A 14,559-nucleotide genomic window follows, 5' to 3' on the forward strand; every position below is an offset into this window, starting at 1 on the left:
CGGCGGTCTGCGCTACCCTTTAGACGATTATCCCGAGTAAGAGGCCGTGACTATGGCTGCACGCCGCTGGCTGCTGATCGTGCTGTGTACCTTCGTTTCCCTGGCCCAGGCGGACACTCCCGTGCCCGGCAAAATCGTGCTGGCCAGTGAGGAGTGGAACGACTACACCAACAAAGATGGTAGCGGCCTGGCCTGGGACCTGCTGCGCCGCGTCTTCGAGCCAGCAGGCATTACCCTGGAAACTCGCAGCGTGCCCTATACCCGATCGGTCGGCCTGGCCCAGCGTGGTGAGGCGGATGGTTGTGTCGGCACCTACCGCGATGAGGTCAGCGCAGTGCTGTACCCGCGCTGGAACTTCGACGCCGATCATGTCTACGCTCTCGGGCTGGCAACTTCACCCACGCCGACGTTGGCGACCCTGGGCAACTACCGCCTGGCCTGGGTGCGCGGCTATAAATACGAGGAATACCTGCCCACCGTGCGCCGCTTCAACCAGATCGAGCGGCGCAGCGGCATTCTGCCAATGCTGCAACACGGCCGTGCCGATTTTTATATCGACGCCCTCACCGAAGCCAAATACGTGCTCAGCCAGGCGCAAGACCCGGCGCTGTTCAAACTCACCCATATCGCTGAATTACCGCTCTACGTAGGCTTTGCCGACACCGAGCGCGGCAGGGCATTGATGGCCGTGTATGACCAGCGTTTGGGTATCCTGGTCCAGACCGGTGAGTTGAAATCGATATTCGAACGCTGGAAACAGCCGTATCCGTTCTGACGCCCATAGAACTGACTCAAAGGCCAATCGAACCTATTGATCTTTATCAGCGATAATTCAGCTTAAGCGTCTGTAGGAACGTGCTGTTACAATGCCCGCCTCTGTGAAATCTGAAATCAGGAGCACACGGTGCCCGTCGTTTTCGTCGCCGCTTCCAAGCTGCCTACCCCTTTTGCCACGTTCACCATGAACGGCTTTCTTGAAGAAGCCACCGGGCGCGAGCACGTTGTGCTCAGCCTCGGCGACATCACCGATGGCGCGCCGGTGCTGGGGCGTGTGCATTCCGAGTGCCTGACCGGCGATGCGCTGTTCAGCCAGCGCTGTGACTGCGGCTCGCAACTGGAGGCCGCACTGCAGGCCATCGCCCGTGAAGGGCGTGGCGTGCTGCTGTACTTGCGCCAGGAAGGCCGGGGCATTGGCCTGTTGAACAAGATCCGCGCCTACGAGCTGCAAGACGGCGGCGCCGACACCGTGGAGGCCAACGAGCGCCTGGGCTTTGCTGCCGACCAGCGCGACTACGCCATCTGCCTGCCGATGCTCGAGCACCTGGGGGTCAAATCCCTGCGCCTGATGACCAACAACCCCCGCAAGGTCAAAGCCTTGACCGAGATGGGCATCACCGTGGCCGAGCGCGTACCACTGCACACCGGGCATAACCCGCACAACAAACTCTACCTGGCCACCAAAGCCAGCAAGCTCGACCACATGATGGGCAACGAGCACCAGGGCGAGGTCGACCGCGCGTGACCCGTGGCCAGGTGAAACGGCGACTGTCCTTCAACTGGTGGCAGTACCTGGCCCTGGCGTTGCTGCCCTTGTTCGTGATCAACCTGCTGTTTGGCCGTGCTGAATCCTTGTTGCCCGTATTGGCCATGCCGTTCTTCATCGCCGGCGTGGCCTCGATGTTTCTCAGCCTGCGTTATTTTCACGCCTACAAACACGCGCTGATCGCCACCTCCAAAGCCCTTGATACTGCTGACGAGCCCGCGGCCTGGATCACCCTGGCGGCGCGTCGGCGCACGGCGTTGCTGGTTGCAGCGTTACCGGCCTGGATCGGTGCGCTGGCGGTATTCGTCGGCCTGGAGGCGGTGCCGCTGTTTCTGTTGGCGCTGTCGACGCTGGTGTTGTTCTATCTCTATCGCATACCGCGTCAGTTGGGATGAAGCGCTATTGGCTGGCGCTGCTGCTGGTATTCAGTGCCCAGGCGTTGGCGGTCGAACGCGTCGTCAGCCTGGCGCCGTCACTGTCTGAAATCGTGCTTGAACTGGGTGCCGAGGACTTGCTGGTCGGCGTGCTTGATGGTGGTGAGCGCCCGGCGGCGTTGGCGAAGGTGCCCTCGGTCGGGCACTACGGCCAGTTGGACATGGAGCGCCTGCTCAGCCTCAAGCCCGACTTGATCCTGCTGTGGCCTGGCAGCGTCGGCCCGGCCCAGCGCGAGCAGCTCCAGCGGTTGAATATCCCGGTGTACGTCGCAGAACCCCACAGCCTTGAACAACTGACCGCCCAGGTGCAGGCCATTGCCGAGCAATTGGGCCGCGCTGAGGCGGGGCGCCAGCTCGCGGTACAACTGCGCCAGCGCTTGGCCGAGTTGCGCCAGCGCTACCAGCGGGCCGAGCCGCTGCGGGTGTTTTACCAAGTGTGGAACCAGCCGCTGTACACCGTGGGCGGTGGGCAGATCATCAGCGATGCCCTCAGCGTGTGCGGGGCGCGCAATGTGTTTGATGACCTGAAGTTGCCGGCGCCGCAGGTGAATATCGAATCGGTGCTGGCGCGAGACCCCGAGGTGATCCTGGTGGGGGATCAGGCTCAGAAGGAGGCCTGGAAGGCATGGCCGGCGATGGCCGCTCGGGTGCGGTTGGTGCCGGACAAGGGCCTGGAGCGGCCCAGCGGGCAGATGTTGGAGGCGGTGGGGCGGTTGTGCCAGGTGATTGCGCCGAACTTGTGACAACGCTATCGCAGGCAAGCCAGCTCCCACTGGGGAATGCATTTCAATTGTGGGAGCTGGCTTGCCTGCGATGACGCCGGATCAGGCTACTTAGATCTCAGGTGTCCACGTCACCCCAACCATCCACACCCGACCTTCTTCACGATAATTCTGGCTTTCCCCGAGGTAGCTGTACTTCGCCCGTGCGTAAGACTTGTCCAGCACGTTATCCACCTTCAACGACAACGACACCTCCCGGTTCAACGCCCAACTACTGCGCAGCCCCAACAAGGCATAACCGCCCAGACGGTTGCGGTTGGCTTCATCGTCGTAGCTGCTGCTGATCGCTTGCCAGCTGGCGCCGAGACCGAGTTGATCAAATTGCCGGTCCAGATCCAGGTTCACCGTTCGCCGGGCGCGACGTGCCAGGGTGTGGCCGCTGTCACGGTCACGCGGGTCGATAAGCGACAGGCCCAGGTTGCCCTGCCAGCCAAACAGTTCCTGCTTGAGCGCCGCTTCAAAGCCGTTGATCCGCGCCGACGCCACGTTTTGCGGCTTGCCAGCGTCAAGGATAATCGCGTCGCTCAGGTCGGTGCGATACAGCGAGGCTTCCAGGCGCGTGCTGTCGCTCAGTTGGCTGCGCCATTGCAGCTCGTAGCTCTTTGATGTCTCGGGCTGCAGGTTGGGGTTGCTGTACTGGGTGTCGGGGTAATAGAGGTCGTTGAAGGTCGGCGCGCGAAAGCCTTCGCTGTAGCTCAAGAGCAGGTCATTGTCAGGGTTGACCGGCAAGGTCAGGGTGCCGCTCCAACTGTTCTGGCCGCCGAACTGCTGGTTCTGGTCGCGGCGCAGGCCCAGCTCGGTGGAAAACCACTGGCTATGGAAGCGATGCTGCACGAACGCTGCCCGGTTCCAGCGGCTGTTCTCGGTAAAGGTGGTAGAACCGTGGAAACGATCTTCGTACCAGTCGCCGCCGACGATCAGGCTGTTTTGCTCATCCAGGGTCAGGTCGTTCTGCCAATTGACCGAGTCGCGGTAGGTGTTGAATGCACTGTAATCATCGCTGAGGGTATCGCGCTTGGTGTCGCGGTTTTCACTGTGGCCCAGCTCCAGGCGCGACTGCCAGCTGTCATTGAGCTTGGCATCGACATAGCCGCTGGCGCTGCTCACGGTGTAGTCGGTGTAGGGTTTTTGGCCCAGGCTCTGCCCGGTGGCACCGTCGTAGCGGCCATAACTGTTGTCGTACTCCGACTTGCCACGGTTATCCAACAGGTTGAAGCCCGCCTCCAGCTCATCGCTGAACGAATGGCTGAGGTTCAGGCTGATGGACTGGTTGCGGTAGGCATCATGGTCGCCGTCACTGGGAAACGACGCGTGGCTCGCGTTGATACCGGCGGTTTCATCCAGGCTCGCGCCCAGGTTGAAGCGCGTGTGTTCATCGCCGCCCGACAGGCCCAAGCTGCGCTCCCAGGTCTGGTTGCTGCCAAAGCCCAGTTTCAAGCGCGGCTGCAAGCCTTGCTCGGCATTGCGCCGGGTAAACACCTGAATCACCCCGCCAATCGCATCGCTGCCGTAAATCACCGAACGTGAACCGCGCAGCACTTCCACCCGTTCAATCTGATCGACGTTGAGGTATTGCAAGCCGCTGTCGCCGGAGGTGGTGTTGGCGATGCGTTGGCCGTCCACCAGCACCAGGCTCTGCGCCGACTTGGTGCCGCGAATGAAAATCCCCGGCAAACTGCCACGCCCACCGGTTGGCGCAACTTGCACGCCCGGCACGCGGCTGAGCAGGTCGGTGACGCTGGTGGGCTGAAGGCGGTCGATGTCGGCGCGGGTGAATACGGTGTTGGCGGCGCTGCTGTCATTACGCGCCTGGACTTGGCGGTTGGCGCTGATGACCACGTCGGAGAGCTTCAGGGCCTGGTCGCGGGTGTCGGCGAGCAGGTCAGCGCAGGGTAGCAGCAGCAGGGCAAGGCACAGGCGTTTCATGGGCTGTCCATAGCATTCGAAGGTCATGCAAAACCACTGTGGGAGCTGGCTTGCCTGCGATAGCGGTGTATCTGACACATTGTTAGCGAATGTGCCGCCGTCATCGCAGGCAAGCCAGCTCCCACAGCTGGGGCAGATTACAGATTCAGTAGCGCCAGGCGCTCGCGAACGGACGCCTCGATACCCGCTTCATCCAACCCGCATTCAGCCAGCATCTGCGCCGGCTTGGCGTGCTCGACGTATACATCCGGCAAGCCCAGGTGCAGCACCGACTTGAGGATATTCTCCCGCGCCAGGAACTCGCTGACTGCCGCACCGGCGCCGCCCATGATGGCGTTCTCTTCGACGGTCACCAGCAGCTCATGGCCAGCGGCGATCTCGCGCACCAACGCGTCATCCAGTGGCTTCACGAACCGCATGTCGACCACGGTGGCGTCGATCTTCTCAGCGACTTTCAAGGCTTCGGCCAGTTGTACGCCAAACACCAGGAATGCAGTCTTGCTGCCTTGGCGACGCACGATGCCTTTACCGATTTCAATCGGCTCCAGGTCTTTCTCGATCACGGCATTCGGGCCTGTGCCGCGCGGGTAGCGCACAGCGGCCGGGCCGTTGTACAGGTGGCCGGTGCTGAGCATCTTGCGCAGTTCGTTCTCGTCGCTCGGAGTCATCACCAGCATGCCGGGGATGCAGCGCAGGTACGAGAGATCGAAACTGCCGGCATGGGTCGGGCCGTCTTCGCCTACCAGGCCGGCGCGATCGATGGCGAACAGCACATCGAGGTTCTGCACCGCCACATCGTGAACCAGCTGGTCATAACCGCGTTGCAGGAAGGTGGAATAGATCGCCACCACTGGCTTGGCGCCTTCGCAGGCCATGCCGGCCGCGAAGGTCACGGCGTGTTGTTCGGCAATCGCCACGTCGAAGTAACGTAGCGGGAAACGCTCGCTGAACGCCACCAGATCGGAGCCTTCCTTCATCGCCGGGGTAACCCCTACCAGACGCGGGTCGGCGGCGGCCATGTCGCACAGCCATTCGCCAAACACCCCGGAATACTTCGGCCCGCTGGCTTTTTTCGGCGCGGCGGCGGGGGCATCGAGGGGTTCGAGCTTGGTGATCGCGTGGTAACCAATCGGGTCGACTTCCGCCGGAGCGAAACCTTTGCCTTTTTTGGTGACAATATGCAGGAATTGCGGGCCCTTGAGGTCGCGCATGTTGCGCAACGTGGCGATCAGGGTGGGCAGGTCGTGGCCGTCGATAGGGCCGATATAGTTCCAGCCCAGCTCTTCGAACAGGGTGCCGGGTACCAGCATGCCCTTGGCATATTCTTCGGTGCGACGCGCGATTTCCCAAGCGCCAGGCAGGCGCGACAGCACTTTCTTGCTGCCTTCGCGCATGCTGGCGTAGGTACGGCTGGAGAGGATCTTCGCCAGGTAATTGGACAGGCCACCCACGTTGCGCGAAATCGACATGTCGTTGTCGTTGAGGATCACCAACATGTTGGCGTCCACTTCCGGCGCATGGTTCAGCGCTTCGAAGGCCATGCCTGCGGTCAGCGCGCCATCACCAATCACCGCAATCGCCTTGCGCTCACTGCCTTGCAGGCGGGCGGCAATCGCCATGCCCAGCGCTGCACTGATGGACGTGCTGGAGTGGCCGACACCAAAGGTGTCGTACTCGCTCTCGGCACGGCGCGGGAAGGCGGCCAGGCCGTCCTTCTGGCGCAGGCTGGCCATGCGCTCGCGACGGCCGGTGAGGATTTTATGCGGATACGCCTGGTGGCCCACGTCCCACACCAGCCGGTCGTCCGGGGTGTCGAACACGTAATGCAAGGCGATGGTCAGCTCGATCACGCCCAGCCCGGCGCCAAAATGCCCACCGGTCTGGCCGACCGTGTAGAGCAATTCCAGGCGCAGCTCATCGGCCAGGGTTTCCAGCTCGGCTTCACCCAGTCGACGCAGGCCGTCCGGCGTGGCAGCACGGTCGAGCAGGGGCGTAGACGGGCGTTTGCGGGGAATCTCTTGAAACGTCGTGGGCATCAGGCGAATCGTTATAGGTATAGAAGAGGCGGCAGTTTACCTCAAGCCGTGCAAACTGCCCACGCAGAGGGCCTAACTTGGCCGATATGCGGCGCAAATGGCCGCGGCTGTCAGTGGCGACGTTCGACGATATACCGCGCCAGGTCACGCAGTGGCTCGGCCGCCGCGTCGAAAGGTCGCAGGGCATCCAGGGCCTGGTCGCGCAGCTCGACGGCATACGCCTTGGCGGCTTGCAGCCCCAGCAATGCAGGATAAGTCGGCTTGTCCCGTGCGATATCGGCGCCTTGGCGTTTGCCGAGGGTGGCGGTGTCACTTTCCACGTCGAGAATATCGTCCTGCACCTGGAAGGCCAGGCCGATAGCGCGGGAATAGGTCTGCAGGGCCGCCAATTGCTCGGCGCCGGCGCGGCCACTGGCCAGGGCGCCCAACTGCACGGCCGCCTCAATCAGCGCGCCGGTCTTGTGGCGATGCATGTGTTCCAGGGCTTTTTGATCCAGCTTGAGGCTGACCGAGCCCATGTCGATGGCTTGCCCGCCGACCATGCCAGCCGGGCCTGCGGCGTGGGCCAAGGCGGTGACCATGCGCAGGCGGATCTCGGCGTTGACGCTGCTCAAGCGCGGGTCCAGCAATGCGCTGAACGCCAGGCTCTGCAAGCCGTCACCGGCCAGGATCGCATAGGCTTCATCAAAGGCTTTATGGGTGGTGGGCTGGCCGCGACGCAAATCATCATCGTCCATTGCTGGCAAATCGTCATGCACCAGGGAATAGGCGTGGATCAACTCGACCGCACAGGCCGCACCATTCGCCTCGGCTGCCGGCGCCCCGAGAGCTTCGCAGGCGGCATAGGCCAGCAACGGGCGCACCCGCTTGCCACCATTCATCACGCTGTAGCGCATGGCTTCATAGAGGCGCGTCATTTCCGGGCTTGGCGCAACAAACAGGGGCTCCAGCGCGGCATTCACCCGGGCTTGGCTACTGGCCTGATACGCGCTGATCATTCCGGCTGTTCCGCATCGAAAGGTTCTTCGGCCAACTCCCCGTCACGCTCCAGCAACACCTGGACCTTCTGCTCCGCCTGCGCCAACGCGCTCTGACAGTCGCGGGTCAGGCCGATGCCTTGCTCAAACGCTGTCAACGAGTCTTCCAGCGACAACTCGCCGTTCTCCAGACGCTCGACCAGGGCTTGCAGGTCGGCGAGGGATTGTTCGAAATCGAGTGCAACTTTTTTGCGGGCCATGGCGGCAATTCCGGTAGACGGTAAACCGGCGCGACACTAGCAGACATGGGGGATTGGGGCAAATGAGTGGCGCACACACGAGGATGTGAGCCGATTGATGGGTTTATTCGGCTCACAGAGTCTCAGCTTGCCTTCGTGGCCACCGAGCACTCCCCCTGCGCCGCTTTCAATTGGGCCTCGAAGACCAATAAACCCCGATGCATATTCTGCAATGCCACAATTTGCATGGCTAACGCTTGCTTCTTATTGGCGATGGCTTGGTCAGCCTTGTCCCAAGGAAGCGCATCACCCTCGTACCCCTGCAAAATCTCCTGTAATTCCTTGAGCTTGAACCCCAGTTGTTGCGCGCACTTTATAAACATGAGCCGCTCGACACTCTGCTCGGTATAAATGCGATAACCGCCCCGACGCGCAGGCGCTGGCATCAGCCCGATCGCCTCATAGTGACGAATCGCCTTGATGGTCGTGCCGGACAACTGCGCGGCTTTGCCGATGTACATGAAAATTCCCTTTTTCAAATAGTGCGCCGGCCTGTTTCAGCCACTTGGCCCGCTGCGTCAGCGAAGAGCCCAGCACCGGCCCCAACAGCAGCGTCTTGCCGGTCGTGATACCGCAAAGCGCCAGCGTGGTACGACGCATCTGGTGGATGGCCGGCATGCGATAAACCCAGCGGTAATACCACGGCGGCGTGTCCAGGGTCACTAACAAGTGCGCGGTTCTGCCCTTTAATAACTTGTCTGGGAATGCCTTGCCTGCGCGGTATTTGAAGGCAAAGCCGGGTAGGAAAGCGCGGTCGATAAAGCCCTTCATCAGTGCCGGGACACCGCCCCACCAGACAGGGAACACCCACGCCAGGTGCTCGGCCCAAAGGATGTCGGACTGGGCGCTGAGCAAGTCGGGCTCCAGCGTCTGTGCCTGGGTATAGCCATCATTAAGGACGGGGTCGAACCTGAGATCACCCAGGCGCAGGACGCGGACTTCGTGGCCGGCCGTTTTCGCAGCGTGGATATAGGTGCGCGCGAGGGCGGAACAAAAGCTATCGGAGGACGGGTGGCCGAGAATGACCAAAATGCGCTGACTCATGGTGATAAGTTCTGAGAAAAGGGCATTCAGGGTAGGGGGTGCCGTATAGGGGAGAGTCAAGTGCCAGCAGGACCTTTCTGTGAGGTGCGCAGGACCCTTCCTGAAGTGCTCATGAACGCTTGTGACGGTACTGTGGGCTGGCTAGCCTGCCTTCCCTGACATCAGGGTTCTTCGCCGCGCGATTTCAAGTACAGGCGTGCTTTTGCTAAGGCGTGGTCGGATTCGGAAAATTGTGCAACAGGCTGCTGCACAATTGTCTTGGTGCCATCAAGTCGCGCTTTTGGACAAACTTCCCTGCAGACGAGCAAATCGAGCGAGAGTTGGCGGGGTAGGCAGGGTCTTTTCGATGGTTGAAAAATGTAAGGAAAAATCTCACGCGTGAGCTATTGAGTACCTTGCGGATTGCCTGTAGATTTTCTCACGCGTGAGTTTTTCACAGCGAGGTCAGTACCATGAACAGCAGCTCTCCATCGAGCCCATCAACTGGGCCCGATACCGATTCAACAAGCCTCAAGGGAGAGCGCTTGAAGCCGTCCGCAAAAAAGCCGTCGAGCTTTTACATGAAGCAGATGCGTGCGGGGCTGGCGGCGGCCGGTTATGTGAAACACGAGACTTGGGTGCTTCCCGAAAACCGAAGCCTGCTCAAGCAAATGGAGAAACAGCTACGCCAACCGATCCTGGCTGGCTCATTCATGTCGGAGAATTTCATGAGCGCAGGTACCAACTGGAATATTGATCGTCTCTACAGTGCTCTTCAGGCGCTGGATGACGTGACGTCCAATGACATTACGCTTTCTCTCGTCCAAGGCTCCGAGTCCAGCATCAAGCTGGAGATGAACGACTTTGGTGGCTTGCCGATTTACATCGCGGTGGTGGGCGAGCAAATCATCGTGGATACCGTCCTGGTCGACGCCGAGTCCATCAACGATGTCGCGAAATTCAACGACGCCGTGCTGCGCAGCCGGGAGATGTTCCCGTTGTCGTCCATCGGTATCGAGTCCATGCCGAACGGGCAGGTGGTTTACAACATGTTCGGTGCGCTCAGCTCCGACTCCAGCCTGACCAACATCGTGACCGAGGTGAAAACCCTGGTTGATAACGTGCAGCGCGCCAGCGAAGCCTTCGAACGTTTCTTCATTTAATTATTCGGGAAAATCCAATGACTCAGTCCATCTGGAGCAAATTGTTCACCGCGTTGCGTGGCGGTGCCAGCGAAGTCGGCGAATCGATCGTCGACCAACAGGCCCTGCGCATCCTCGACCAGGAAATTCGCGATGCCGACAGCGCCTTGGCCAACGCCAAGCGTGAATTGGTAAGCATCATGGCCAAGCACAAACTGGCGGCTGATCGCGTTGGCGAGTACGACGCCAAGATCAAAGACCTGGAATCCAAGGCGATGGCCGCTATCCAGGCCAACCGTGAAGACCTCGCCCTGGAAGTGGCCGAAGCCATTTCGACCCTGACCAACGAGCGGGACGTGGAGCAAAAGCAGACCACCGAGTTCGGTGGGTACGCTGAAAGCATGCGCAAAGACATCACCAAGGCCGAGAGCCGCATCAAAAGCCTGCGCCAGCAAGTGGACATGGCCAAGGCTCGCGACAGCGTGCAAAAGGCCCAGGTCAGTGCCTCCATTGCCAGCGGTGGTGCCAACGGCAAGCTGGAAACCGCCGTCGGTACGCTCAACCGCTTGCAGGCCAAGCAGCAGCAACGTGCCGCTGAGCTGCAAGCCCAGGATGAGCTGGCTGATGCGTCAACGGGCACGGACCTGGAGCGCAAACTGCGCGATGCCGGCATCACGCCGAACGAAGGCAGTGCCAATGCGATTCTGGAGCGTCTGAAGCAAAAGTCGGCTGAGTAATCAACGCAGGTCAGTTAAGCCTGCAACTCTGTGGGGAGGGTGCTTGCTCCCGCTGGGCTGCGCAGCAGTCCTGTTTTTGGGGCCGCTTCGCGTCCCAGCGGGAGCAAGCTCCCTCGCCACAGTCGCAGTGCCTTTCTTTTGTATGTTGAGGTCAGGATGAACGCCTTGAAGGGTTTCAAGACAATCGCAGGCCTGGCCCTCTTCATGGTCGCGCTGCAACTGCTCAATGTGGCGACCGGTTACAGCCTCATGGCATTCGGGCTAATCCCGAGAACGGTGCAGGGTCTGTTCGGCATCCTCTCCTCGCCGTTTTTGCACGCCTCCTTCGCCCACCTGAGCGCCAACCTGATTGCCTTTGTGATCCTGGGTTCTCTGGTCATCATCGAAGGGGTCAACCGGTTCATCGCCGTCAGCGCCATCATCATTCTGCTGGGCGGCTTGTTGGTCTGGCTGTTTGGTTTTTCAGGCGTACACGTCGGCGCCAGCGGCTGGGTGTTCGGGCTATGGGCTTATCTGCTGTCTCGCGCCTGGTTCCATAGAAGCTGGGGCAACCTGCTAACAGCCGCTGTCGTGGCTTTGCTGTATGGCGGACTGGTCGTGGGCTTCCTTCCGCGGCAGGGCGTTTCCTTCGAAGGGCATCTGTTTGGTGCGCTCGCCGGATTTATTGCAGCCAAGGTACTTCTATCCACGCCGCGCAGCGGGTTTAATGCCGGGTGAACGCACTTGAGCATCCAGACGCCGAGGCGATGCTGTCGTCAGGATTCAAGTACCCAGGGAGCCAGGGGCCAAATGTCGATTTTCCTACTGTTACGCATGTACGCCTCGTCCCTCTTTCACCGCTTCGGTTGGGCAGGACTGATCGTTGCCTTGGGTGTCCACCTGAGCACGGCTTACCTGGGCCTGGTGTTGCTGGGCGAACAACACCTCACTGCTCCCGCCACGTTTATCTACTTCTATCTCACCACCACACTCACCGTCGGCTATGGCGACCTCGCGCCGCAGACCTCGGCGGGACGAATTTTCGTGGCGGCCTGGGTCATGCTCGGGGGCATTGCGCTGCTCACGGCCGCCATCGGCAAAACCACCAGCAGTGTTATCGATGCATGGAGAAAAGGCATGAAAGGCAAAGGTGATTTCACCGGCAAGGTCGGCCATACCGTGCTGATCGGCTGGGAGGGCGCGTCCAGCGAACGGGTGATTGAGTTGTTGCTGCAAGACGAAACCTCGAACGACAACCTGATCGTGATCTGCGATTGCAGCCTTGAAGAAAACCCGATGCCGGGCAAAGCAGCGTTCATCCGCGGCGAAAGCCTGTCTTCCACCGCACTGTTGCTGCGTGCCGGTGTGCCCGGTGCCGAGCGTGTGCTGGTGCGAACCCTGTCTGATGACCTGACGCTGGCCACCGTGCTGGCGGTGAACCAACTGAGTCCCGTCGGGCATGTGGTCGCCCACTTCAACGAAAGTGAAATCGCTGCACTGGCCAGCTCCTACGCCCCGCGCCTTGAATGCACGTCCAGCATGGCGATCGAAATGCTGGTGCGCGCCTCCCAGGATCCGGGCTCGTCGGTGGTCATCAATGAGTTGCTGTGCGTGGGGCAGGGCGCCACCCAGTACCTGATGAAATTGCCCGATGCCTTTGAGGCAACGTTCGGCGAGCTGTACACGCAGATGAAGGAGCGCCACAACGCCACCCTCATCGGCTATCGCGCCAAAGGCGTTCAGCAGCCGTCGATCAATCCGCCCAGTGCCACACAGGTCAAAGGCGGCGAACTCTTCTACATCGCTTCCACTCGCCTTAAGGAAATCTCCCATGGGATGGCTTAAACAGTTGATGGGGCTTGAGGCCCCAAAAGCCACTACCGACTCGAGCCGAACCGCCAGCCCAAGCCTGCCTGCTACCGGTCCTTTGGGCCTGGCGCCGGGCAAGGGCGTGATGTTTGACACGACCCTGAAATTGCTGCTCGATGAAAAAACCAACGTGGTGATCCCCGGCTCCCAGGAAATCTGGAGCAATGGCACCATCGATCTTGGCCAGTCCACCTGGCTGTCGCGCTATTACATGAACGACGAAGATTATTGGTTGCAGGTGCACACCACCGGCCAGATAGCGGGCCAGGTCGAGTCAGTGATTCTGTTCAACTACCTCAGCTACGTCACCATCAGCAGTGAAGCGGAACTGCGCAGGCTGGCGGGCCCACAGAGCCTGATCGGGCTGCCGACCTACATCCACGACGGCGTCGAGTACTTCCGGGAGTGGGGCAGCGAGGACGGCCAGACCGAATTGGTGGCGATGAGCGAACAGGTCACCAGCCCAGAAGCCACCTACAGCGTCGAGCACCGTTCGATGCTATACGCCCGCGACACCGGCTTGACCGACCGCCGAGAGTTCCTGCTGTTCTCCGTCGAAGAAGATGCCGAAGGCACCATCAGCCTGAGCACATCCCTGGGCATTTCGCTGTACACCACCGACCTGACTACGCTCTAAAAAAAGGAAGCCGTCCATGCTAGAAGCACTCTCCATCTCCCTCAACAAAGCTGCGGTGCTCGGCTTTGTCCTCTACATCCTGGGGGCTGCGGTACTGTTCGCGCTGTTCCAGTTCATCTACACCCGCATCACCCCGCACAAGGAGTTCGAACTGATCCGTGCGGGCAACACCTCCGCAGCGGTCGCCCTGGGCGGTGCCATCGTCGGTTTCGCCATTCCGGCCAGCAATGTGATTGCCTACTCGATCAACGTTCTCGACTTCATCGTCTGGGCCGTGATCGCCGCCGTCGTCCAACTGCTGGCGTTCCTGCTGACCAGCCTGGTGCTCAAAGGCACGTCCGAGCGCATCAAGAAGGGCGAACTGGCGGCCGGTATCTACGTGGCCGCGGTGGCCATCAGCGTCGGCATGCTGAATGCCGCGTGCATGACGCCCACCTCGAACTGATTGCCCACGGAGCTCCCGATGAAACGAAGCAAGTACGTCCAGCTGTCGCTGGCAGCGTCGGTCGCCATGGCGATATCCGGCTGTGGCCCAACGGAAAAAACCTACGACCTGCAAAAGAAGTACAACTTCCAATCGGTACAGCAATGCGCCGATGAAAAACTTCCGGTAGACGTCTGCTCGGACGCCTACATGACGGCCATGGCCGAGCATCGCCGCATTGCGCCGGTGTATGACAGCCAGACCGATTGCGACGCCGACTTTGTCGCTGACTGGTGCCAGCAAGACTCCACCGGCAAATTCATCCCGCGCTTGGGCGGTTTCGAACTGACCGCCGAAGGCCAGGTGACCCAATCCCAGGTCGACGCTGCCAATGCGCAAGCGGCCAACGCTCAGGCCAGCGGCGGCGGCTCAGGCTTCTCCACCAGCAGCCTGCTGACCGGCTTGCTGATCGGCAACATGCTGAGCAACAACCGCAACAGCTACCGTTCGGAACCGGTGTACCGCTATCGCGATGATCGCGGCAACTACGGTAATTCGACGCTCAACCAGCGCGTGTCCAATGGCGCGACCTTTGGCCGTTCCAATCAGGCCCGGTACGGCAGCAGCAATTACACCAACACGCTGCGCTCTTCACCTAAGTCGAGCTCGGTTTCATCGGCCACCTCCCGCGGCGGCTTCGGCAGCAAAGCCAGCGCACGCAGCGGCTGGGGCGGCGGGTCGAGCAGCTAAG

General features: G+C 60.9%; 17 protein-coding genes. 11 read left to right on the forward strand and 6 right to left on the reverse strand.

Features of this window, described 5'->3' with window-relative positions; genetic code table 11:
- Nucleotides 1–52: 52 nt before the first annotated feature.
- The 4 genes from HU730_RS24855 to HU730_RS24870 all read left to right on the forward strand — a co-directional run bounded on the left by HU730_RS24855 (nt 53) and on the right by HU730_RS24870 (nt 2,720).
- Entirely contained in the window at nt 53–775 is a 723-nt protein-coding gene (locus tag HU730_RS24855) for a transporter substrate-binding domain-containing protein (RefSeq protein WP_186527206.1), read from the forward strand.
- Between the two features lie 129 nt (nt 776–904).
- A complete protein-coding gene (gene ribA, locus HU730_RS24860) occupies nt 905–1,522 on the forward strand; it encodes a GTP cyclohydrolase II (protein ID WP_005791841.1) in 618 nt (205 codons plus the stop codon).
- Nucleotides 1,519–1,938 carry a hypothetical protein gene (locus HU730_RS24865; protein WP_034126857.1) on the forward strand — a complete coding sequence of 140 codons (420 nt, stop codon included), beginning with the start codon at nt 1,519–1,521 and terminating at the stop codon, nt 1,936–1,938. Before ribA ends, HU730_RS24865 begins: the two co-directional genes overlap by 4 nt.
- Nucleotides 1,935–2,720, forward strand: a complete 786-nt coding sequence (locus HU730_RS24870; RefSeq protein WP_096144071.1) for a cobalamin-binding protein — start codon at nt 1,935–1,937, stop codon at nt 2,718–2,720. The genes HU730_RS24865 and HU730_RS24870 overlap by 4 nt, the downstream gene beginning before the upstream one ends.
- Nucleotides 2,721–2,810: 90 nt before the next feature.
- On the opposite strand, the gene HU730_RS24875 is transcribed toward HU730_RS24870, so the two are convergent.
- The 6 genes from HU730_RS24875 to HU730_RS24900 form a co-directional block, all read right to left on the reverse strand.
- Nucleotides 2,811–4,685 (reverse strand): TonB-dependent receptor, encoded by a 1,875-nt coding sequence (locus HU730_RS24875; RefSeq protein WP_096144072.1) that lies wholly within the window; start codon nt 4,683–4,685, stop codon nt 2,811–2,813.
- 137 nt (nt 4,686–4,822) lie between these two features.
- Entirely contained in the window at nt 4,823–6,721 is a 1,899-nt protein-coding gene (dxs, locus tag HU730_RS24880) for a 1-deoxy-D-xylulose-5-phosphate synthase (RefSeq protein ID WP_034126860.1), read from the reverse strand.
- A gap of 110 nt (nt 6,722–6,831) precedes the next feature.
- On the reverse strand, nt 6,832–7,719 hold the full coding sequence (gene ispA / locus HU730_RS24885) for a (2E,6E)-farnesyl diphosphate synthase (RefSeq protein WP_034126861.1): 888 nt from the start codon (nt 7,717–7,719) through the stop codon (nt 6,832–6,834).
- Nucleotides 7,716–7,958: an exodeoxyribonuclease VII small subunit gene (locus tag HU730_RS24890; protein WP_003194556.1), complete on the reverse strand. Its 243-nt coding sequence runs from the start codon at nt 7,956–7,958 to the stop codon at nt 7,716–7,718. The genes ispA and HU730_RS24890 overlap by 4 nt, the downstream gene beginning before the upstream one ends.
- Before the next feature lie 122 nt (nt 7,959–8,080).
- Nucleotides 8,081–8,458 carry a MerR family transcriptional regulator gene (locus tag HU730_RS24895; protein ID WP_186527207.1) on the reverse strand — a complete coding sequence of 126 codons (378 nt, stop codon included), beginning with the start codon at nt 8,456–8,458 and terminating at the stop codon, nt 8,081–8,083.
- Nucleotides 8,397–9,041, reverse strand: coding sequence for an NAD(P)H-dependent oxidoreductase (locus HU730_RS24900; RefSeq protein ID WP_186527208.1), 645 nt, complete (start codon nt 9,039–9,041; stop codon nt 8,397–8,399). Before HU730_RS24900 ends, HU730_RS24895 begins: the two co-directional genes overlap by 62 nt.
- A gap of 560 nt (nt 9,042–9,601) precedes the next feature.
- Here HU730_RS24900 and HU730_RS24905 point away from each other — a divergent pair.
- The 7 genes from HU730_RS24905 (at nt 9,602) to HU730_RS24935 (ending at nt 14,558) form a co-directional block, all read left to right on the forward strand.
- On the forward strand, nt 9,602–10,183 hold the full coding sequence (locus tag HU730_RS24905; protein WP_116665030.1) for a YjfI family protein: 582 nt from the start codon (nt 9,602–9,604) through the stop codon (nt 10,181–10,183).
- A 17-nt stretch (nt 10,184–10,200) separates the two neighbouring features.
- Nucleotides 10,201–10,899 (forward strand): PspA/IM30 family protein, encoded by a 699-nt coding sequence (locus HU730_RS24910; protein WP_057975573.1) that lies wholly within the window; start codon nt 10,201–10,203, stop codon nt 10,897–10,899.
- Between the two features lie 156 nt (nt 10,900–11,055).
- On the forward strand, nt 11,056–11,616 hold the full coding sequence (locus tag HU730_RS24915) for a rhomboid family intramembrane serine protease (protein ID WP_054896928.1): 561 nt from the start codon (nt 11,056–11,058) through the stop codon (nt 11,614–11,616).
- A 72-nt stretch (nt 11,617–11,688) separates the two neighbouring features.
- Nucleotides 11,689–12,723: an ion channel gene (locus HU730_RS24920; RefSeq protein WP_186527209.1), complete on the forward strand. Its 1,035-nt coding sequence runs from the start codon at nt 11,689–11,691 to the stop codon at nt 12,721–12,723.
- Entirely contained in the window at nt 12,710–13,384 is a 675-nt protein-coding gene (locus HU730_RS24925; protein WP_060764033.1) for a DUF2491 family protein, read from the forward strand. The genes HU730_RS24920 and HU730_RS24925 overlap by 14 nt, the downstream gene beginning before the upstream one ends.
- A gap of 16 nt (nt 13,385–13,400) precedes the next feature.
- The gene (locus HU730_RS24930) at nt 13,401–13,829 is read left to right on the forward strand and encodes a DUF350 domain-containing protein (RefSeq protein WP_003194539.1); all 429 of its coding nucleotides are present in this window, start codon (nt 13,401–13,403) and stop codon (nt 13,827–13,829) included.
- An 18-nt stretch (nt 13,830–13,847) separates the two neighbouring features.
- Entirely contained in the window at nt 13,848–14,558 is a 711-nt protein-coding gene (locus tag HU730_RS24935) for a DUF1190 domain-containing protein (RefSeq protein WP_186527210.1), read from the forward strand.
- Nucleotide 14,559: the final 1 nt, after the last annotated feature.

It is taken from the genome of Pseudomonas sp. SWRI22 (genome assembly GCF_014268395.2).
Taxonomy (GTDB): Bacteria; Pseudomonadota; Gammaproteobacteria; order Pseudomonadales; family Pseudomonadaceae; genus Aquipseudomonas; species Aquipseudomonas paracarnis.

Excerpts from the sequence above, each read along its gene's own strand:
- HU730_RS24930 (WP_003194539.1), top strand. The coding sequence starts at position 13,401 with ATGCTAGAAGCACTCTCCATCTCCCTCAACAAAGCTGCGGTGCTCGGC.
- HU730_RS24875 (WP_096144072.1), bottom strand. The coding sequence starts at position 4,685 with ATGAAACGCCTGTGCCTTGCCCTGCTGCTGCTACCCTGCGCTGACCTG.
- HU730_RS24915 (WP_054896928.1), top strand. The coding sequence starts at position 11,056 with ATGAACGCCTTGAAGGGTTTCAAGACAATCGCAGGCCTGGCCCTCTTC.
- ispA (WP_034126861.1), bottom strand. The coding sequence starts at position 7,719 with ATGATCAGCGCGTATCAGGCCAGTAGCCAAGCCCGGGTGAATGCCGCG.
- HU730_RS24925 (WP_060764033.1), top strand. The coding sequence starts at position 12,710 with ATGGGATGGCTTAAACAGTTGATGGGGCTTGAGGCCCCAAAAGCCACT.
- HU730_RS24920 (WP_186527209.1), top strand. The coding sequence starts at position 11,689 with ATGTCGATTTTCCTACTGTTACGCATGTACGCCTCGTCCCTCTTTCAC.
- HU730_RS24900 (WP_186527208.1), bottom strand. The coding sequence starts at position 9,041 with ATGAGTCAGCGCATTTTGGTCATTCTCGGCCACCCGTCCTCCGATAGC.
- HU730_RS24890 (WP_003194556.1), bottom strand. The coding sequence starts at position 7,958 with ATGGCCCGCAAAAAAGTTGCACTCGATTTCGAACAATCCCTCGCCGAC.
- HU730_RS24910 (WP_057975573.1), top strand. The coding sequence starts at position 10,201 with ATGACTCAGTCCATCTGGAGCAAATTGTTCACCGCGTTGCGTGGCGGT.
- HU730_RS24870 (WP_096144071.1), top strand. The coding sequence starts at position 1,935 with ATGAAGCGCTATTGGCTGGCGCTGCTGCTGGTATTCAGTGCCCAGGCG.
- HU730_RS24935 (WP_186527210.1), top strand. The coding sequence starts at position 13,848 with ATGAAACGAAGCAAGTACGTCCAGCTGTCGCTGGCAGCGTCGGTCGCC.
- HU730_RS24905 (WP_116665030.1), top strand. The coding sequence starts at position 9,602 with ATGAAGCAGATGCGTGCGGGGCTGGCGGCGGCCGGTTATGTGAAACAC.
- dxs (WP_034126860.1), bottom strand. The coding sequence starts at position 6,721 with ATGCCCACGACGTTTCAAGAGATTCCCCGCAAACGCCCGTCTACGCCC.
- HU730_RS24855 (WP_186527206.1), top strand. The coding sequence starts at position 53 with ATGGCTGCACGCCGCTGGCTGCTGATCGTGCTGTGTACCTTCGTTTCC.
- HU730_RS24895 (WP_186527207.1), bottom strand. The coding sequence starts at position 8,458 with ATGTACATCGGCAAAGCCGCGCAGTTGTCCGGCACGACCATCAAGGCG.